Origin of the sequence: Pseudomonas sp. TWI929, assembly GCF_039673335.1 — a bacterium.
Taxonomy (GTDB): Bacteria; Pseudomonadota; Gammaproteobacteria; order Pseudomonadales; family Pseudomonadaceae; genus Aquipseudomonas.
The window spans coordinates 12,789-30,370 of the sequence record NZ_JBDJLK010000001.1; the positions used below are offsets into that span (position 1 = coordinate 12,789).

General features: G+C 64.3%; 17 protein-coding genes. 9 read left to right on the plus strand and 8 right to left on the minus strand.

What is annotated here, in order from left to right:
• Positions 1 to 19: 19 nt before the first annotated feature.
• The 3 genes from ABE456_RS00070 to ABE456_RS00080 are packed head-to-tail and all read right to left on the minus strand — an operon-like array spanning position 20 to position 6,136.
• On the minus strand, positions 20 to 3,694 hold the full coding sequence (locus ABE456_RS00070; protein ID WP_346642142.1) for a translocation/assembly module TamB domain-containing protein: 3,675 nt from the start codon (positions 3,692 to 3,694) through the stop codon (positions 20 to 22).
• On the minus strand, positions 3,691 to 5,433 hold the full coding sequence (locus ABE456_RS00075; RefSeq protein ID WP_346642375.1) for an autotransporter assembly complex family protein: 1,743 nt from the start codon (positions 5,431 to 5,433) through the stop codon (positions 3,691 to 3,693). Before ABE456_RS00075 ends, ABE456_RS00070 begins: the two co-directional genes overlap by 4 nt.
• Before the next feature lie 52 nt (positions 5,434 to 5,485).
• Positions 5,486 to 6,136 (minus strand): GNAT family N-acetyltransferase, encoded by a 651-nt coding sequence (locus ABE456_RS00080; protein ID WP_346642143.1) that lies wholly within the window; start codon positions 6,134 to 6,136, stop codon positions 5,486 to 5,488.
• Positions 6,137 to 6,298: 162 nt separating this feature from the next.
• Here ABE456_RS00080 and xthA point away from each other — a divergent pair, with 162 nt between their 5' ends.
• Complete coding sequence (gene xthA, locus ABE456_RS00085) at positions 6,299 to 7,111, plus strand: exodeoxyribonuclease III (RefSeq protein ID WP_346642144.1); 813 nt, start codon at positions 6,299 to 6,301, stop codon at positions 7,109 to 7,111.
• A gap of 43 nt (positions 7,112 to 7,154) precedes the next feature.
• Here the strand turns inward: xthA and ABE456_RS00090 are convergent, their stop codons facing one another.
• Positions 7,155 to 7,907, minus strand: a complete 753-nt coding sequence (locus ABE456_RS00090) for an anti-sigma factor (RefSeq protein ID WP_346642145.1) — start codon at positions 7,905 to 7,907, stop codon at positions 7,155 to 7,157.
• Positions 7,904 to 8,425, minus strand: coding sequence for a sigma-70 family RNA polymerase sigma factor (locus ABE456_RS00095; protein ID WP_346642146.1), 522 nt, complete (start codon positions 8,423 to 8,425; stop codon positions 7,904 to 7,906). The genes ABE456_RS00090 and ABE456_RS00095 overlap by 4 nt, the downstream gene beginning before the upstream one ends.
• A gap of 124 nt (positions 8,426 to 8,549) precedes the next feature.
• Here ABE456_RS00095 and ABE456_RS00100 point away from each other — a divergent pair, with 124 nt between their 5' ends.
• From ABE456_RS00100 to ABE456_RS00120, 5 genes are all read left to right on the plus strand, one after another.
• The gene (locus tag ABE456_RS00100) at positions 8,550 to 9,602 is read left to right on the plus strand and encodes a catalase family peroxidase (protein WP_346642147.1); all 1,053 of its coding nucleotides are present in this window, start codon (positions 8,550 to 8,552) and stop codon (positions 9,600 to 9,602) included.
• A complete protein-coding gene (locus tag ABE456_RS00105; RefSeq protein WP_346642148.1) occupies positions 9,599 to 10,132 on the plus strand; it encodes a cytochrome b in 534 nt (177 codons plus the stop codon). The genes ABE456_RS00100 and ABE456_RS00105 overlap by 4 nt, the downstream gene beginning before the upstream one ends.
• Positions 10,133 to 10,215: 83 nt before the next feature.
• A complete protein-coding gene (locus tag ABE456_RS00110; protein WP_346642149.1) occupies positions 10,216 to 11,421 on the plus strand; it encodes an MFS transporter in 1,206 nt (401 codons plus the stop codon).
• Positions 11,422 to 11,502: 81 nt separating this feature from the next.
• Positions 11,503 to 12,048 (plus strand): cupin domain-containing protein, encoded by a 546-nt coding sequence (locus ABE456_RS00115; protein ID WP_003248033.1) that lies wholly within the window; start codon positions 11,503 to 11,505, stop codon positions 12,046 to 12,048.
• Between the two features lie 2 nt (positions 12,049 to 12,050).
• On the plus strand, positions 12,051 to 12,350 hold the full coding sequence (locus tag ABE456_RS00120; protein ID WP_346642150.1) for a hypothetical protein: 300 nt from the start codon (positions 12,051 to 12,053) through the stop codon (positions 12,348 to 12,350).
• Here the strand turns inward: ABE456_RS00120 and ABE456_RS00125 are convergent.
• Both ABE456_RS00125 and ABE456_RS00130 read right to left on the minus strand, forming a co-directional pair.
• On the minus strand, positions 12,323 to 12,937 hold the full coding sequence (locus tag ABE456_RS00125) for a 2-hydroxychromene-2-carboxylate isomerase (protein WP_346642151.1): 615 nt from the start codon (positions 12,935 to 12,937) through the stop codon (positions 12,323 to 12,325). The genes ABE456_RS00120 and ABE456_RS00125 overlap by 28 nt on opposite strands.
• A gap of 29 nt (positions 12,938 to 12,966) precedes the next feature.
• On the minus strand, positions 12,967 to 13,698 hold the full coding sequence (locus ABE456_RS00130) for an SDR family oxidoreductase (RefSeq protein WP_346642152.1): 732 nt from the start codon (positions 13,696 to 13,698) through the stop codon (positions 12,967 to 12,969).
• 89 nt (positions 13,699 to 13,787) lie between these two features.
• On the opposite strand from ABE456_RS00130, the gene ABE456_RS00135 reads away from it, so the two are divergent.
• Together ABE456_RS00135 and ABE456_RS00140 are read left to right on the plus strand one after the other, a co-directional pair.
• The gene (locus ABE456_RS00135) at positions 13,788 to 14,351 is read left to right on the plus strand and encodes a TetR/AcrR family transcriptional regulator (RefSeq protein WP_346642153.1); all 564 of its coding nucleotides are present in this window, start codon (positions 13,788 to 13,790) and stop codon (positions 14,349 to 14,351) included.
• Positions 14,338 to 14,931, plus strand: coding sequence for a DUF4157 domain-containing protein (locus ABE456_RS00140; RefSeq protein WP_346642154.1), 594 nt, complete (start codon positions 14,338 to 14,340; stop codon positions 14,929 to 14,931). The genes ABE456_RS00135 and ABE456_RS00140 overlap by 14 nt, the downstream gene beginning before the upstream one ends.
• 163 nt (positions 14,932 to 15,094) lie before the next feature.
• Here ABE456_RS00140 and ABE456_RS00145 read toward each other — a convergent pair whose 3' ends face one another.
• Positions 15,095 to 16,087, minus strand: a complete 993-nt coding sequence (locus tag ABE456_RS00145) for a bile acid:sodium symporter family protein (RefSeq protein ID WP_346642155.1) — start codon at positions 16,085 to 16,087, stop codon at positions 15,095 to 15,097.
• Between the two features lie 118 nt (positions 16,088 to 16,205).
• Here ABE456_RS00145 and ampC point away from each other — a divergent pair, with 118 nt between their 5' ends.
• On the plus strand, positions 16,206 to 17,348 hold the full coding sequence (gene ampC, locus ABE456_RS00150; RefSeq protein WP_346642156.1) for a class C beta-lactamase: 1,143 nt from the start codon (positions 16,206 to 16,208) through the stop codon (positions 17,346 to 17,348).
• Positions 17,349 to 17,582: the final 234 nt, after the last annotated feature.

Genomic DNA, 17,582 nt, shown 5'->3' on the forward strand with positions numbered 1-17,582 from the left:
TGGCCACCCCGGCGCCGGCTTAGAAGTCGCGCTTGTAGAAGATGTCCAGTGAACTGGCCAGCCCGCTGGCGGCCTCGAGGTAAACCTTCTTGCTCAGTTTGTAGCGCAACGCAATGGTGTTGGCGGGCTCGAACACTCCCACCCCATAGCGCAGGCTCAGTTTCTCGGTGAGGTTGCCGCTGGCGACCACGCTGGTGGTATTGCCCGAGCCTTCGGTATCCAGCTGGAAATCATCGATCCCCAGGCTTGAAGCCAGGCTGCCGGTAATGCCGGCGCTACCCGCCAGGCCCAGGCCCAGCGCTGCCTCGGCGAGCATGTTGTTGTCTTCGCCAGAGGTACCCAAAGGCCGCCCCAATACCAGGTACGAAAGGGCCTGTTCCTGGCTCATGGCCGGCTCCGAGAACACCTTTGTGGTGGGCTGCTCGGCGCTGCCGCTCAGGCGGATACCGGCAATCACGTCGTCAACCTTGCGGATTGCTTCGATATCCAGGTACGGCTGGTCGAGTGGGCCGGCGAACAGCAGCCGCGCGCGCCGGATAGTCAGGCGCTGGCCGTAGGCACGGTAGCGGCCGTCGGCCAGGCTCAGCTCGCCGCGGGTGTCGAGATTGTCGCCGATGTGCACATGGCCAAGCAGGTTGGCGGTGAGGCCAAAGCCACTGAACGACAGCTTTTCGCGGCCCACTTCGACATCGATATCCATGGCCATCGCCATGGGTGGCTTGCCCTCTTCGGTCTGGTGGCCGACGATCACCGTGTCATCCGACACCTTGACGGTGGACGGTGGCAGCTCGCGCACGGTGATCTTGCCCTTGGGCACCTGCACCTTGCCGGTCACTGCCAGCTTGTCGTCGACCAGGCGCAAGGTCAGGTCCGGAGCAACCTCCAACGTTGCATAAGGCTCAACCGTAACCGGCAGTTGCTGGCCTTGCAGGCGCAGGTCCATGCCCAGTGCCTGGCCCCAGGTGAGGTTGCCACTCAACTGGCCCCGCCCCGCCTCACCACTGCGCCAGCCACCGTTGAGCTGTACCTGCTCACCGGCAATCAACGCCTGCAATGACAGGTCCTCGAGGCTGACCGGCAGCTCGGCACCACTGACTTCGCCGCCACTGAGCATCAGGTTGCCGTTGACCTGCGGTGCCAGCAAAGTGCCCGACAGCCGGCCACTGCCATTGAGCTGCCCGGCCAGGCGTTCGACCATTGGCACGAACGGACGAGCCACCGACAGCTCCAGCCCAGCCAGGCGGAAATCACCCGACAACGGCTTGTTCTTGCCCAGTGGGTCGAGGCGAGCATTGACGTTCAGCTCTCCCAGGCGCTCGCCGCGGAAAGCCAGGCGCGTATCGATGCGCCGTGGTGCCAGCGTGCTATCCACGCGCAGGGCCTGGTATGGGAAATCGATCCAGCGGCCTTTGTCGCGCACGCGCAGGGTGCCGCCACTGGCGTCGACGACGATACTGCCTTTGGGGCCGCTGGCCGGGATGTCCAGGTTGATGTCGGCATTGAGCAGGCCCTGCCAGGCGAAGTCCTTCGGCAGCCACTGGGCCAGGCTGGTCAGCGGGAACTGCTTGAGGTGATAGCGCAGGCGCGGCTCGGGGGCCAGGCGCTGGTCTTCGCCACATAGGCTGGCCTGGCCGGAGCGCCAGCAGTGGGCGCCAAAATCCAGCTGGCCGCTGGCCAAGCGCTGCAGGCGTGCCGGCGCTTGCAACTGCCAGTCCTGGCCACCGGCCTGGATACGCCCGCTGGCCAGGCGCCCGCGCCAGTCACCTTTGTTCAACTGGCCATCCAGGCCAAGGTCGAGCTTGAGTTGCGGGCCATCCAGCGCCAGGCTCAGGGCTTGCTGGCGAATGTCGCCTTTGCCGTTGGCCTGCAACGTACCCAATGCCGTGTCACCCAGGTGGATGCCGCTGGCCTTGAGTTCGATCACACCGCGTTGGGCGTTGTCCAGGCGCGCATCCAGGTCCAGCTGTTGCAGGCGGTTTTCGGCCTGTGCCAAGCGCTGGCACTGCAGGGTCAGCGTACCTTGCGGTGCCTGCAAGGTGCCGGCAACATCCAGCCGGCCCTTGACCTGGCCTTGCAGCCTTGGCCACAGCTGGCCCAGGCGCGGCAGGTCGAGGTCGACCCGCCCGGCCAGGCGCTGCTGCAGGCTGCCACTGCCGTTGATGCGGTTGTCACCCAGCTGGATTGCCAGCGAACCCAACGTCCAACTCTGCCCTGCCCCCTGTGCCTCGACCTTGAGCAGCGCCGGTTGGCCACGCAGGCGGCCTTTCAGGTCAAGCTGGGCATCAAGGGTCAGTGCGTCACCCTTCATCTCGCCTTTGCTGCGCAGTGGCCCCGCCAGGGTGCCCGGCAGCTCGGCCAGCCAATAGGCCGGGTCGAGTGCCGACAGCTGCAAGTCGACATCCCATGCCAAGGTGTCGGCAAAGCGCACGGCGACACTGCCGGCGGCCTTACCTTGCCCGGCGCTCAGCGCCAACTGCGGCAACTTCACCTGGCCCAGGTCACCTTCGAACGGGCTGGCCAGGTTGAACGCCCCCGCCGGCCCGTCCAGGTCGCCATTGAAGGTGCCCTGGTAGCTGCCATCGCGGTAGTGCACCTGGGCATTGAAGCGCTTGAGCGTGACCTCGGGCGGCGTCTCCAATGGGTACAGGCGCAACCACGGGAAGTCCTGCCAGTCCAGCTGGGCGTCGGCGGTCAGGCCGTTTTGCCAATCGGCCGTGGCTTGCAGCTTGACGCGCTGGGTATCGCTGGCGTTCAGGTCCAGGGCATCGAGCTTGGCCCCTTTGCTGTCGACCACCCCGGACAAGATCAGGGCGATAGGCGCCTGCTCGGCCGGCAGATTGGCCGAGCCTGACAATTGATAACCCTTGAGCAGGTCGCCCTTGGCATCAAGCTTGAGTTGGTTCAACTGCAAGGTATCAGGCAGCGAGCCAGCCGGTTTGAAGGCCTCGGAACGGATCTGTAAGGTCGCCGGCAGGTGTTCGGCCAACGCCTGCAACTGCCCGCTCAACGTGGCATCGAGGTAACCGCTGCTGGTACCTGCAAGCTTAAGCGTCTTTTGCAACTCACCAGTGGCGGTCAGCGCCAGCTGCCACGCTTTGCCCTCTACCGCAGGCAGTTGCAGCTGGCCCTGGAGTTGCACCGGCCAGTCACCTTCGGGCTGCAGGTCGCCCTGCAGGTTCAATTGCAGGTCGTCGCGCTGCACATGCAGGCTATCGATGCGCAACCCGGTGTTAGTCCAATGTGCCGCCAGTTGCAGGTCACCGAGCAGGTCACTACCATCCAGGCGCAGTTGGCCAAGCTTGACTTCACCTAGTTCGATGGCCAGCGGCAAACGCAAGGCGGGCAACTGCAGCGGGCCGCTGTCGGCCGGCTCGGTGCTTGGTGCAAACGCCATGTCGATACGTTGTGCCTGCAACTGGTCGATACACAAGGTGGCGCGCAGCAGGCAAGCAGGCGACCAAGCCAATAACGGTGCCTGCACTTCTACCTTGCTGCCAGCGTCTGCCCAGCTCAACCGGCTGGCTTGCCAGCTGCCTGCCAGGCGGCCCTGGAAATCAGCCACCTCAAGCCCGGGCACCTTGCCTAGCGCCCAGCGGCTGCCAGCCTCGGTACCCAGTAAAAAGCCCAGTGCCAGGACCAGGCTCGCGACTGCCCCGAGCAGGCCCAGCAGGATGTATTTGATTACGCGTTTCAAAGCTCAGGTCCCATGGAAAAGTGCAGGCGAATGCCCCCTTCGTCATCCAGCGCCTTGGCCAGGTCGAGGCGCAGCGGCCCGACCGGCGAAACCCAGCGCACACCAAAACCGACACCGGTCTTGAGGCTGGGCAGCTCAAGGTTGTTGAACGAGTTGCCCTGGTCGACGAAGGTTGCCAGCCGCCACTTTTCAGTCAGCGAATACTGGTACTCGACACTGCCAGCCACCAGGTAGCGCCCGCCAATGCGGTCGCCGTCGCTGTTTTTCGGCGACAGGGTCTGGTAGTCGTAGCCACGCACGCTCTGGTCGCCACCGGCGAAGAAGCGCAGCGACGGCGGGATGTTGTTCTTGAAGCCATTGGTCGCGCTGCCGCCGAACTGCACGCGGCCAAGCAAGCGGTGGTTGTGGCCAAGCGTGGTCAGGCCCTTGAGCAACACGTTGCCGTGCAACAGGTTGGTGTCGGAAACCAACCCTTCCTTGGCCGCCTGTACATCGAACTGCAGGCGGTAACCGTTGTGCGGGTCGATGCGGTTGTCACTGCGCAGAAAGGAATAGCTCACGCCAGGCATCAGCAGGTTGCTCAACCCGGAGTCATCGCCCAGCCGATATTCCTCGCGCTGGTACTTGAGCGAAATCACCCGCTGCCAGCCACTGGGCAGCTTGCTGTGCCACTCGGGGCCGACCGTCAGCAGTTTACTGAGGGTGTCGGTACCGGCAATTTCCTCGTTCTGGTAGCCGCCGGCGAAGCGCAATTTGTCGGTCAGCGGCGGGTCGAGGGGAATGTCGTACCACAGGCCAACGTTTTTCCGGGGCGCCGACAGTTCGGTTTCCCAACCATAGCTGTGGCCCTGTGGGTTGACCCAGTGGCGGGTCCAGTTGGCCTTGGCACGTGGCCCGACGTCGGTCGAGAAGCCCAGGCCCAGGCCCATGGTGCGTGGCTTGCGGGTTTCCAGGCGGACATCCACCGGGACCTCTTCGCCAACGGCGGCGGTGGGCGCCGCATCCACGCGCACGCCTTCGAAATAGCCGCTCGATTGCAGGTCATTGTTCAGTTCGGCGATCAATTCCGAGTCGTAGGGCGTACCCGGCTTGAACGACACCATGCGCTGCAGCAGGTCGTCGTCCAGTGGTGTGTCGCCACCGAAGGTAACGGCACCCAGCCGATAGCGCGGGCCACTCTGGTAGACCAGTTCGATATCGGCCACGCCCGCCTGGGGGTCGACCGCCAGGCGCTGGCGGCTGAATCGCCCGTTGAAGAAGCCATAGCGCGATGCCTGGTTCTGGATCAGCCGCTTGGCGTCTTCGTAATGGCCGTGGTTGAGTTGTTCGCCCGTGCGTAGCGCCTTGCTGTCAGGCACGCGGAAGGCCTTCATCTCGCTAGCCGGGCCTTCGATGCGCACGGTCACGTTACGCAGGCGAATCGGCTCGCCTGGGTTGATGGTGATGATCAGTTGCGGGGAATGGTCAGCGGCACTGGCGGGCTTGACCTCGGTATCGATCTGCGCCTGGTAGTAGCCAAGTGCCTGCGCGGCTTTGCGCGCCTGCTCCTGGGCGCCGCGACTGAAGCGCAGCAGCGCTTCTTCATCGCGGTCGCCAAGGGTACCGATATAGCCTTCGACATTAGCCTTGAGCGCCTTGTTGGCCGGTTTTACCTTCACCAGCAACTCACTCTGGCCCCATGCTGCGAAACTGGCGGCCCAGAAAACCAGGCCCCAGGTCAATCTTCCTGAATACGTCATGCGGCGCATGCTACCAGAGCCAGGCGCTCAAGGGAGCCGCCCGGCGGCCTGCTCAGGCAAAAGCGGAACTTGATGAAACCGGATTGGGATGAAAAAACACCCTCTCTCGGATTGGTCCTACAGCGACCTCGCCAATTTCCTCGTAGCCCTGGCGCTGGTAAAAGGCCAGGTAATGCTCATTGCCGGTGTCCAGCACCACACCCTGGGTGCTTGGGTCGTCCGCGCACCAGTCGTGCACCGCTTGCAACAATTGCTCACCGTACTGCTTACCCTGAAATTGCGGGTGTACCCCTAGCAGCGGCAACACATGCACCTTGTCGGTAGGCAGGCAAGTTGCCAAGGCAGCCTGGTAGTCCATGTAGCGGCGCGTGCAGCGTTGGCCGGTGCCCAGCAACATGCGCAGGCGCCAGGCCCAGCTATCGGCCACGCCCAGCCGGCGCAGCGGCGGCACGATCAGCGCCAAGGCAATCAGGCGGTCGTCCACCAGCAGGCCGATGGCGGGCAATTGCAGGTAGAAATGCTGGCGGACCCACTCGCGCACCATAACCCGCAGGCGTCGCTCGTACCCTGGGCGCTGGGCCTCGAAGATATAGGCGAAGGTTGGTTCGTGGCGGTAGGCGTTGTACAACAGCGAACGTGCCTCGCGGCTGTAACCATCATCTAGCAGGCAGACACGCGCCTGAGCGGCTGTGGTTTCGGGCATTGCGGGCAGACCTCCTGGAATGGGCGTACAGAGCCTTGGAGGTGCCTTACCACGCATCGTTCACCCCCTACAGCACGTTAGCAGCAGCGCCCCGAAGCCGCCATGCTGGTGATGGCGGGCGATGTCGGCTAGCATCGCGCCTTTTACCGGGATCATCTTTCCATGAAGATCGTCTGTTTCAACATCAACGGCCTGCGGGCGCGCCCGCATCAGCTGGCGGCGCTGATCGAAAAGCACCAGCCGGACGTAATCGGCCTGCAGGAAACCAAGGTCAGCGACGATCAGTTCCCGCTGGCCGACGTGCAGGCGCTGGGTTACCACGTGCATTACCACGGTCAGAAAGGCCACTACGGCGTAGCCCTGCTGTCGCGCCAGGCACCGCTGAGCCTGCACAAGGGCTTTGCCACCGATGAAGAAGACGCCCAGCGCCGTTTCATCTGGGGCACCTTCGCCGATGCCGACGGCAACCCGATCACCATCATGAACGGCTACTTCCCCCAGGGCGAGAGCCGCGACCACCCCACCAAGTTCCCGGCCAAGCAGCGCTTCTACAGCGACCTGCAGGCATTGCTGGAAGGCCAGTTCCGCAACGACCAGCCACTGCTGGTGATGGGTGACATGAACATCTCGCCGCAGGACTGCGACATCGGCATCGGCCCGGACAATGCCAAGCGCTGGCTCAAGACCGGCAAGTGCAGCTTCCTGCCGGAAGAGCGTGAGTGGATGGAGCGTTTGAAAGGCTGGGGCCTGGTGGACAGCTTCCGCCACCTGTACCCGGAGGTGACTGACCGCTTCAGTTGGTTCGACTATCGCAGCCGTGGTTTCGAGGACGACCCCAAGCGCGGCCTGCGCATCGACCTGATCATGGCCTCGCAGCACTTGGTACCACGGATCAAGGCGGCGGGCGTGGACTATGAACTGCGCGGGATGGAAAAGCCGTCGGACCATGCGCCGATCTGGTTGGAGCTGAGCTGAGGTTAGTGGTGGGGCCTGAGGTGCTTGCCTTGAGCCCCCCTACTCACAACCCCAACCGCAACGCCTCCCCTACCCCCGCCCCGCGCACATCATCCGCCGCGCTGACCAGGGCAAAGTTGTAAGCCCCATGCGACCAGTAGCGCGCCTCCAGCTGGCCATCGACCCGCTGCCCGTCGGGCATGCGCCGGTACTGCTCACCCGGTGAGCGCAGGAACAGGCTGATGCGCTGGCCCTTGCCATCTTCAAACACCAGCAATGCCGCAGGCCCCTGTTCGTTGCTGAGCAGGCGCGCACCTACCGGTTTGAAGCCATAGCCCGCCAGGTCTGGCAACTGGCCCACACGGCTGAAGTGGCGCCCCAGCCAGTCGCGCAACTGCCCAGGGTCGCTGGCCTGGATATCCAGCGCCTCGCTCCCCGCGAACAAGCGGTGTGCCTGAACGGCATCAGCCATGGGCAGATCGACGCGCGCCAGGGTTGCATCGCGCACCTGCCAACCGCCCAAGCCACCCACGCCCAAGGCAAGCAGCAACACCGCCGCCGTGGCCCAGCGCCGCTGGCGACGCTGGCGCAATTGCCGGCGCAACGGCCCAAGTTCCAGTTGCGCCGCCGCGGGCGATTCAGCAAAGCCGGCCAGCGCTGTACGCAGCCGGCGCGCGTCGGCACGCCAGCCTTCCACCCGTGCCGCAGCCTGTGGGTTGGCCGCCAGCCAGGCCTGCACCTCGGCCCGGCGCACAGGCTCCAGGCGCTCATCGACGTAAGCGTGCAATTCGTCTTCACTGGGGATCAGGCGCGTCATTTCAATCTCCGCAAGGCCGGGGGCTGGGGGTTGCCCTCGGTCAGTTCGCGCAAGGCATTGCGGGCGCGCGACAAGCGCGACATCACAGTACCGATGGGGATGCTCAAGGCCTGGGCGGCCTCCTTGTAGCTCAAACCTTCGATGCTGACCAGCAACAACAAGGCTCGCTGCTCGGCCGTCAGCCGGGCGAACGCCTGCAAATCGGCCTGGGCCAGGACAATGGCCTCAAGGTTGTCGCCGACCGGCTCATCCTCGCGCTCAGCGCGGCCGAACCAGGACAGCCAGCGCGCATGCAGGCGGTCACGGCGTTTGCCGTCGAGGAACAGCCGATAAAGAATGGTAAATAGCCACGCACGTAGGGCATCGGCGTCGCGTTGCTGGTCGCGCCGGCTCAAGGCCCGCTCGACCGTGGCCTGCACCAGGTCGTCGGCGCTGCCCGGCTCGCGGGTCAGCCACACCGCAAAACGGCGCAGGCGGGCAAGCAGCTCGCGCCACTGGTGGTCGTCCAGATCGTGCATGGCTAGGTCCCGGCCTCTGGGGTTGTCAGTGTAAAGGGCAGACGCCTGTGAAGAAATTCTATTCCCCGCGAGGGAATAAGTTTTTCCCTGCCCCGTCGTACCGGCACCTTCACTGAACCGGACGATGACCATGAACTCACCTTTGCACGGCCCGGCCAAGGCCTTGCGCCTGGCCGCCATCGGCGCCGTGATGCTGGCTGCAGGTGCCGGCTTTGCTTATGCCGCCGGCTGGCTTGGCGAAAGCCGGCTGACGCCACAACGCATCATCGACACCTTCGAAGCCCAGGCCGGGCATTACCCAGGCTACCGCAAGAACCACGCCAAGGGCCTGTGCGTCAGCGGCTACTTCCAGGCCAGCGGGCAGGCCGCCAACCTGTCCACGGCGCGTGTGTTCAGCCAGACGCGGGTGCCGGTGATAGGCCGTTTCGCCATTGGTGGCGCCAACCCGTTCGCACCGGATACCGGCATTCCGGTGCGCAGCCTGGCCATACAATTGAGTACTGATGACGGGCAGGTCTGGCGCACTGGCATGAACAACCCGCCAGTGCTGGCGGTCAGCACACCTCAAGGGTTCTATGAGCAAGTGCTGGCAGGCGCGCCGAACCCGGCCACCGGCAAACCGGACCCGGCCAAGATGCAGGCGTTCTTCGCCGCCCACCCGGAAAGCGCGGCGTTTCGCCAATGGGCAGCGGGCTACAAGCCCAGCAACAGTTTTGCCAGTACCCAGTACCACAGCATCAATGCCTTCCGCCTGATCGACGCCAGTGGCGCAGCCCACCCGGTGCGTTGGCAGCTGGAGCCACAAGCCGAGTTTGCTGCGCTACCCACCCAGGTCGATGACAAACAGTTCCTGCAGCATGACCTGAAACAGCGCCTGGACCAAGGCCCGCTGCGCTGGACGCTACGCCTGGTGCTGGCCGAACCTGGCGATGCGGTGGACGACCCCGCCAGCCCCTGGCCTGCCGAACGGCGCAGCGTGGACGCCGGCACGCTGGTGCTGGAGCAAGTCGATGCGCCCGAACGAGGGGCCTGCCGCGACCTCAATTTCGATCCGCTGATCCTGCCCCAGGGTATAGAGGCGTCCGCCGACCCGATCCTCGCCGCCCGCTCTGCTGCCTATTCGGAATCCTTCAACCGCCGCAGCCGTGAATCGCTCAGCACTGGAGCCCGCCCATGAAACCGCAAGCCTTCCACCCCCTCGCCCGCCTGCTGCACTGGCTGATGGCCGTGTTGATCCTCGCCATGCTGTTCATAGGTGTGAGCATGGTCGCCGACTTGTCGCCGCGCCACCCTGTGCTGATCGGGCTGCACAAGGCCACCGGCCTGGCCTTGCTGGTGCTTGTAGTGTTGCGCATCGCCGTGCGCCTGGCCTTGCCTCACCCACCCTTGCCGCGTGACCTGCCAACGCTGCAGCGCTGGGCCGCCGGGGCCTCGCACCTGTTGCTCTATGGCCTGATGCTGGCCATGCCACTGTTGGGCTGGGCGATGCTGTCGGCTGGCGACTACCCTCGCCCGCTGGGCTTGCCCGCCATCGCCCCGCACAACCTGCAGCTGTATGCCGTGCTGCGCCAGGCGCATGGCTGGGCCGGCTACCTGCTGTTCGCCACGGTGCTGGTGCATGTAGGCGCGGCCTTGATGCACGCGTGGGTGCGCCGCGACGGTGTGTTGCGTAGCATGTGGCCTGGCCCCCTGCGCCGCGGCGAATGATCCGTGGCGGCCCAGGGTTTGACAATCGATAATAATTCTTAACAAGATCGGCTTTTAACTGCCGTACTGTCCTGGACTGCCTAATGAACGTTGCAAAGGATCCTGCCACCCTTCTACCGGCCAGCACCCTGGACTTGCGCCCATTGCTGCTGGCCAACATGGCCTGCACCATGTCGATGATGGCCTTCGTCGCACTGATCGGCCCAATTGCCCGCCAGCTTGGCATGGCCACCTGGCAAGGCGGTGCCGCCGTGACTGTGGCAGGCGTGGTCTGGGTACTGTTGGCACGGCCCTGGGGGCGCGCGGCAGACCGCCTGGGCCGGCGGCGCGTGCTGCTGCTGGGCAGCGCCGGTTTCACCCTGGCTTACTGGCTGCTGTGCCTGTTTGTCGAAGGCGCACTGCGCTGGTTGCCGGGGGCTACCGTGGCCTTCATCGGCCTGATGGTCGCACGTGCCTGCATCGGCGCCTTCTATGCCGCCATCCCGGTGGGCTGCAATGCGCTGATCGCCGACCATGTCGAACCGCAACGCCGGACCAGGGCCATGGCCTCGCTAGGGGCGGCCAACGCCGTTGGCCTGGTGGTGGGCCCTGCGCTGGCGGCGCTGCTGGCGCGGCATAGCCTGAGCCTGCCGTTCCATATCATGTCACTGCTGCCAGCCAGTGCCTTTCTCGTCCTGTTGTTCACCCTCAAGCCCCAGGCGCTACCCAACAGCCATGCCCCCAGCCCGGTGCGGTTGAACGACCCGCGCCTGCGCCGGCCCTTGCTGGTTGCGTTCAGCGCCATGCTCAGCGTCACCGTGTCGCAGATCATCGTTGGGTTCTTCGCCCTCGACCGTCTGCACCTGGGCCCTGCCGAAGCCGCCCAGGCCGCCGGTATCGCCCTGACCACGGTGGGCGTGGCGCTGATGCTGGCGCAGGTACTGCTGCGCCAGCTGGAATGGCCGCCGCTGAAGATGATCCGGGTTGGCGCCACGGTGTCGGCCCTGGGTTTTGCTTGCGGCTCGCTGGCGGCAACAGCGCCCTGGCTGTGGGCTTGCTACTTTGTCGCGGCTGCGGGTATGGGCTTCGTGTTCCCGGCGTTTTCCGCGCTGGCAGCCAATGCCATGCACGCCTCCGAACAAGGCGCCACGGCCGGCTCCATTGGCGCAGCCCAAGGCATGGGCGCGGTGATCGGGCCGCTGGCCGGCACCCTGGTGTATGCCCTCGATCCACGCTTGCCATTCCTGGCCGTGGCGGCACTGTTGTTGCTGGTCGGGCTGTGGCCAATGCCGCGTGACCAAAGGGTTTGAGAAGCACAGCGCGCAAGCGCGCAGAGTGTGTTTTAATGCGCATCGCTCATTATTTTAAACACCTCTGATTACAAGGCGGCTATGGACACGGGGACGCGACTCAAACTGGTGCGTGAACGCAACAACCTCTCCCAACGGGAACTGGCCCGCCGCAGCGGGTTGACCAATTCGACGATCTCGCAGATCGAACAGAATCGCGTCAGCCCTTCGGTCAGCTCCCTGAAAAAACTGCTCGAAGGCATTCCCATGAGCCTGGCGGAGTTTTTCAGCTTCGACGAGCCGGTGCGTGAAGAGCGCTACGTGTTCCGTGGTGGCGAACAGCCAGACCTGGGCCGCAACGGCCTGCGCATGCTGCTGGTCGGCGCCAGTGTCGAAGGCCGGCAGATGCGCATGCTGCGTGAACTGTACGCACCGGGTGCCGACTCGGGGGAGCCGATCGTGCATGCTGAAGGCGAAGAATGTGGCCTGGTCACCCGGGGCACCGTCGAGCTGTGGGTCGACGGCCAGGTCAGCGTGCTCAACTCGGGCGATGGCTACTACATCCCCACTACCCTGCCGCACAGCTTCAAGAACATCGGCCCGGACGAGGCCGAGATCATCAGCGCCAACACCCCGGCGAATTTCTGATCTTGATGCACAAGGGGTCGCTGAGCAGCCGGGATATCTACCAGTGCCTGCGCAATGTAGCCCTTGGCGTGCAGCACATTGAGGTGCGTGCACGCCGCGACGGCGGCCTGGTCGATATCGAGACCCAGGGCTGGCAACTGACGCTGGCCCTGGACGCCGAAGGCCTGGCACATTGCGTTCATTGCCTGGCCCCTGACGGCGAGCAGGCCGGGCTCGAGAACTGGCAGCGCTATGGCAGCAACCCCACCGACCTGCTCAGCCTGTGGGAGCGCACTCAGCTGGAAAGGCTGCTGGCGCCCTGACGCAACGCCTCTTCGACAAAGTCCAGGCGGTCCTGGCCAAAGAACATCTGGTCGCCGACAAAGCAGGTTGGCGCACCAAACACCCCACGCGCCACAGCCCCCTCCGTGGCCTGCCTTAGCGCGGCCTTTACCTCGTCATCCGCTGCCAACGTGTGAAATGCCTGCGGGTTGAAGCCGCCCTGGGCAAGCGTTTCATCCAGCACCGCGTTATCGCTCAGGTTGCGGCGCTGCACAAACAGCCCATTGAACAGCACCGCCAGCAAGGCCTGGAAACGCTCTGGTGAACGCAGCTGAGTGCCCACCACCCCGCGCATCAGGGCCAAGGTGTTGAGCGGAAACCCCGGCGGCAAGCCGTACGGCACCCCATAGCGTGCAGCAAAGCGTGCCAGGTCGGTGAACATGTAACGCCCCTTGGCCGGGATCAAGGCCGGCGAGGCGTTGCCGGTGGCCTGGAACACCCCGCCCAGCAGCATCGGGCGGTAGCGCAACGTGGCCCCGTGGCGGGCACACAGTTCTGGCAGTTGAGTCCAGGCCAGGTAGCTGGCCGGGCTGCCCAGGTCAAAATAGAAATCGACAGTCTTGTGCATGATCAGGGTCCTTGCGTGGTGAAAGGGGCTTACCAGCGTTCCATCCAGGGGCGCAGGTCTAGCTCGAAAGTCCAGGCGTCACGGGGCTGGGCATGTAAAAACCAGTAGCTGTCGGCGATATGCGCCGGGGCGAGGATGCCATCCTGGTCCTTGAGGGCATAACGCTCGGGGAAGCTGTCACGGATGAAGGCAGTGTCGATGGCTCCGTCCACCACCACATGCGCGACGTGAATATTGCGCGGCCCAAGCTCGCGCGCCATGCTCTGGGCCAAGGCACGCAAGCCGTGCTTGGCACCGGCGAAGGCCGCGAAACCTGCTGCACCACGGGTACCGGCAGTGGCGCCGGTGAACAGGATCGTACCGCGCTCGCGCTGAACCATGCGCCGGGCCACCGCTTGGGCGGTGAGGAACCCGGCAAAGCAGGCCATCTCCCAGATCTTGAAGAACTTGCGGGGTGTTTCGTCGAGGATGCTGCACGGCACATTGGCGCCGATATTGAAGACAAAAGCTTCGATCGGGCCAATATCGCGCTCGATGGTTTCGACCAAGGCCGCCACCTCCTCCTCATTGCGCGCATCAGAAGCAAAGCCGTGGGCCTGGCCGCCGCCGGCGCGTATTTCCTCCAGCAGCGGTTGCAGCTTGTCAGCCTGGCGCCGGGTCACACAGGCAATGTAGCCCTCACGGGCAAAGCGCTTGGCGATTTCGCCCCCGGTGGCATCGCCCGCACCGATCACCAGCACTACTTTTTGTTGTTCTGACATGCTTGCCTCCATTGGTGAATGATCGTTTAGTAAATGAACGCTATGTTATGATCACTGCCATCGTCAAGCCCGCCTGCAGAGGCAAGTGAATGCGCTACTCCAATGAACACAAGCAGCAAACCCGCGAACGGCTGCTGGCCAGCAGTGGTGCGCTGGCCAAACGCGGAGGGTTTTCCAGCACTGGCGTTGCCGGGCTGATGAAGGCGATTGGCCTGACCGGCGGTGCCTTTTACAACCACTTCCCGTCCAAGGACGACCTGTTCACCGAGGTGGTGCGCCAAGAGCTGTGCAACAGCCCGCTGGCGCGCCTGGCCAACCAGGGCGCCAGCCGCGAACGCCTGGGCCGTTGCCTGCAGCAGTACCTGAGCCTGGCCCACCTGCACAATGCCGCGGGCGGCTGCCCATTACCGCCGCTGGGGGTGGAAATCGCCCGGGCAGAAGCCCCGGTGCGTGAAGTGGCCGAGCACTGGCTGCTGGAATTGCACACGGCCTGGAGCGCGACACTGGAGGATGAGCAATTGGCCTGGGTGCTGATCAGCCAGTGCGTAGGTGCGTTGATGATCGGGCGCATGCTGGCCACCGAGAACGTGCAGTTGCAGGTACTGGACGCGAGCCGCCACTTTGTTGACAAGGCCCTGCATGAAGCCGATTAGTGTACTGCTGGGGTTGCTGCTGGCCCTGCCAGCGCTTGCCGACCAGGCTTGCCCGCCAGGGCAGTATCAGGTGTGCCTGATGGGCTGTTTCTGCGCCCCGATCGACCCCGGTCAAGCCGGGCAGATCCTCAAGGATGTGGAGGTCATGGCGTCGTCCAGCCTGACCTACGCCTTGCAGCAGGCGCGTGACGAGGCCACCGCCAGCGGCGTTGAGCCGATACCGTTGCATATCCGTGCGCAACTGGAACCCTGGTATGACTTTGCCGTACTCGACGCAGCGCGCTTCCGGGTTGGCAACCAGGAGCAGATGAGCGCGGCCAATGCACTGCTGCAGAACCCCGACGTGAACGCTGTGACTTTGATCGACACGATCATCTTCCGCCGGGCCGGTGACGCTGAGGACAACGTGGCCTTGTGGGCGCACGAGCTCAAGCATGTGCAGCAGTACCAGCAGCTAGGCGTTGAGGAGTTCGCCCGGCGCTATACGCGCAACTACGACGACCTGGAGGGGCCCGCCTACAAGATCGAGGCCGAGGTGGGCAAGGCGTTGCGCGAACGCGGTTCAGGGCAGGCCAGATAGCAGTGGCGACGCACCACCCTGTGGGAGCGGCCTTGTGTCGCGAAAGGGCTGCGAAGCAGCCCCCCGATTTCAGCGTGGACGCAAATATTGCTGGGGCCGCTTTGCGGCCCTTTTGCGACACAAGGCCGCTCCCACATGGATTGCAACCGCTGCGACCAGAGTGTCAGGAAACCGCCGAAGCCTCTTCCGCCACCTGCTCACGACTTGCATAACGCTGCGCCAGCACCGCACAGACCATCAACTGGATCTGGTGGAACAGCATCAGCGGCAAGATCATTGCGCCAATGCCACTGCCCACGAACAACACCTGCGCCATCGGCACGCCGGTGGCCAGGCTCTTTTTCGAGCCGGCGAACAGGATCGTGATGCGGTCCTCCAGGTCAAAGCCCAGCGCCTTGCCAAGCAGGCGGGTACCCAATAGCACCACCGCCAGCAGTATTGCGCATACGGCAAACAACCCGGCCAGGTGCTGCGGCGAGACCGTGTGCCACAGCCCGTTAACCACCGCTTCGCTGAAGGCGGTGTACACCACCAGCAGGATCGAGCCCTGGTCCACCACCTTGAGCCAGCGCGCATTGCGCTTGACCCAGGCGCCAATCCAGCGCCGCGCAACCTGCCCGGCAACAAACGGCACCAGCAGTTGCAGGGTGATCTTCAGCACCGCGTCCAGGCCAGAGCCGGTGTCACCACTAGCACCCAGCAACATCATCACCAGCAACGGCGTGAGGAAGATACCCAACAGGCTGGACGCCGCTGCACTGCAGATGGCCGCCGGCACGTTACCGCGGGCCAGCGAGGTGAAGGCGATGGCCGACTGCACGGTAGCCGGCAAGGCGCACAGGTACAGCACACCCAGGTACAACTCGTTGCCCACCAGCGGCACGAACAGCGGCTTGAACGCCAGGCCCAGCAGCGGGAACAGCACGAAGGTGCAGGAGAACACCAGCAGGTGCAAACGCCAATGCCCGGCACCGGCGATGATCGCCTCGCGCGACAGCTTGGCGCCATGCAGGAAGAACAGCAGGCCGATGGCCAGGTTGGTCAGCCAGCCGAAATACACCGCGCCATCGCCCGAGCAAGGCAGCACGGTGGCGATCAGCACCACCCCGAGCAAGGCCAGGGTGAAATTGTCGAATAACATGCGCAAATACTTCATCACCGTTTCCGTCTTGTCATTGTGCAAGGGCAGACGATAAGGTCTGCGGCATTTCGCCGCTAACGCCGGAACCCCCACTGGTATCGCTCAACGGACACGCACCATAAAAGGACCTCCCATGCCCCGCCCTTGCCTGGCCGCACTTGCAGCCACCATCACGCTTACTTTCGGCCACGCCACAGCCCAGGCCGACGATCAACTGCAAGCCAAGGTCGACCACATCATCCGCCCGCTGATGCAGGAGCAAGGTATCTCCGGCATGGCGGTGGCGATCTATGCCCGCGACCACGCGCACTACTTCAGCTATGGCGTGGCCAGCAAGGCCGACAACGTGCCGGTAAGCCGAGACACGCTGTTCGAGATCGGCTCGTTGAGCAAGACCTACACCGCCACCCTGGCTGCGCTGGCCAGTGCCGAGGGCAAGCTGGACCTCGAGGCCCCGGCCAAGCGCTACCACCCGGCGCTGGCCGGGGCGCCCATTGGTGACGCCAGCGTGCTGGAACTGGGCGCCTACAGTGCCGATTGCCTGCCGTTGCAGTTCCCGGATGCGGTGCAAACGCCGCAGCAGGTGGTCGATTTCTTCCGCCACTGGCAACCCCGTGCCAAACCCGGCACCCAGCGCTGCTACTCGAACCCCAGCCTGGGGTTGTTCGGTGACCTGGCCGCCCGCGCACAGCATCAACCGTTTTCGGTGTTGATGACCGAGGGGCTGCTGGCAAAAATGGGCCTGGAAAACACCTACCTGAACGTCCCGGCCAGTGCCCAGGGGCTTTATGCCCAAGGCTACGACGCAGCCGACAAACCGGTGCGCGTTGGCCCCGGCCCCTACGCCGACGAGGCCTACGGCATCAAGACCAGCGCCAGCGACCTGCTGCGCTATGTACGCCTGCACATGCAGCCAGAGGGTATGCCCCCGGCACTGGTTAAAGCCGTTGCCATTACCCAGCAAGGCTACTTTCAGGTCGGCGCCATGACCCAGGGCCTGGGCTGGGAGCGCTACCCCTACCCGGTCGCGCTGGAAACCCTGGTCGATGGCAACAGCCCCCGGCTTATCCGTGAGCCGCAACCAACCTCACGCTTGCAACCGGCCCTGCCCGCGCTGCCGGCAGCCTGGTACAACAAGACCGGTTCGACCAACGGCTTTGGTGCATACGCCGCGTTTGTGCCGTCCGAACAGCTGGCCGTGGTGTTGCTGGCCAATCGAAATTACCCGAACGAAGCCCGGGTGCGTGCAGCCTTCGGCATTCTGTCAGGGCTGTAGTACCAACAGAGATTGTCGAACAAAATGACAAAAATGTAGTGCCGCAAAATATTCACTACAAAACGGTTGACGCCGTTCATCGCCCTTGTGCATGATGAAGCCGTCTCCCCGATCGGGAGCGGTGGCAAGGGTGTTCCAGACGGCCTGCGCGGTAACGCAGGCCGTCCGTGGAGAGGGAACTGTCCAAAAGGCAGCGTGAGAAAGCCCCTGTTGCGATGCTGCTGTAGCAGCCTT

What these genes read in the sequence shown, in the direction of transcription:
- ABE456_RS00075 (WP_346642375.1), bottom strand. Translation starts at nt 5,433, where the DNA reads ATGACGTATTCAGGAAGATTGACCTGGGGCCTGGTTTTCTGGGCCGCC.
- ABE456_RS00080 (WP_346642143.1), bottom strand. Translation starts at nt 6,136, where the DNA reads ATGCCCGAAACCACAGCCGCTCAGGCGCGTGTCTGCCTGCTAGATGAT.
- xthA (WP_346642144.1), top strand. Translation starts at nt 6,299, where the DNA reads ATGAAGATCGTCTGTTTCAACATCAACGGCCTGCGGGCGCGCCCGCAT.
- ABE456_RS00090 (WP_346642145.1), bottom strand. Translation starts at nt 7,907, where the DNA reads ATGACGCGCCTGATCCCCAGTGAAGACGAATTGCACGCTTACGTCGAT.
- ABE456_RS00095 (WP_346642146.1), bottom strand. Translation starts at nt 8,425, where the DNA reads ATGCACGATCTGGACGACCACCAGTGGCGCGAGCTGCTTGCCCGCCTG.
- ABE456_RS00100 (WP_346642147.1), top strand. Translation starts at nt 8,550, where the DNA reads ATGACCATGAACTCACCTTTGCACGGCCCGGCCAAGGCCTTGCGCCTG.
- ABE456_RS00105 (WP_346642148.1), top strand. Translation starts at nt 9,599, where the DNA reads ATGAAACCGCAAGCCTTCCACCCCCTCGCCCGCCTGCTGCACTGGCTG.
- ABE456_RS00110 (WP_346642149.1), top strand. Translation starts at nt 10,216, where the DNA reads ATGAACGTTGCAAAGGATCCTGCCACCCTTCTACCGGCCAGCACCCTG.
- ABE456_RS00115 (WP_003248033.1), top strand. Translation starts at nt 11,503, where the DNA reads ATGGACACGGGGACGCGACTCAAACTGGTGCGTGAACGCAACAACCTC.
- ABE456_RS00125 (WP_346642151.1), bottom strand. Translation starts at nt 12,937, where the DNA reads ATGCACAAGACTGTCGATTTCTATTTTGACCTGGGCAGCCCGGCCAGC.
- ABE456_RS00130 (WP_346642152.1), bottom strand. Translation starts at nt 13,698, where the DNA reads ATGTCAGAACAACAAAAAGTAGTGCTGGTGATCGGTGCGGGCGATGCC.
- ABE456_RS00135 (WP_346642153.1), top strand. Translation starts at nt 13,788, where the DNA reads ATGCGCTACTCCAATGAACACAAGCAGCAAACCCGCGAACGGCTGCTG.
- ABE456_RS00140 (WP_346642154.1), top strand. Translation starts at nt 14,338, where the DNA reads ATGAAGCCGATTAGTGTACTGCTGGGGTTGCTGCTGGCCCTGCCAGCG.
- ABE456_RS00145 (WP_346642155.1), bottom strand. Translation starts at nt 16,087, where the DNA reads ATGAAGTATTTGCGCATGTTATTCGACAATTTCACCCTGGCCTTGCTC.
- ampC (WP_346642156.1), top strand. Translation starts at nt 16,206, where the DNA reads ATGCCCCGCCCTTGCCTGGCCGCACTTGCAGCCACCATCACGCTTACT.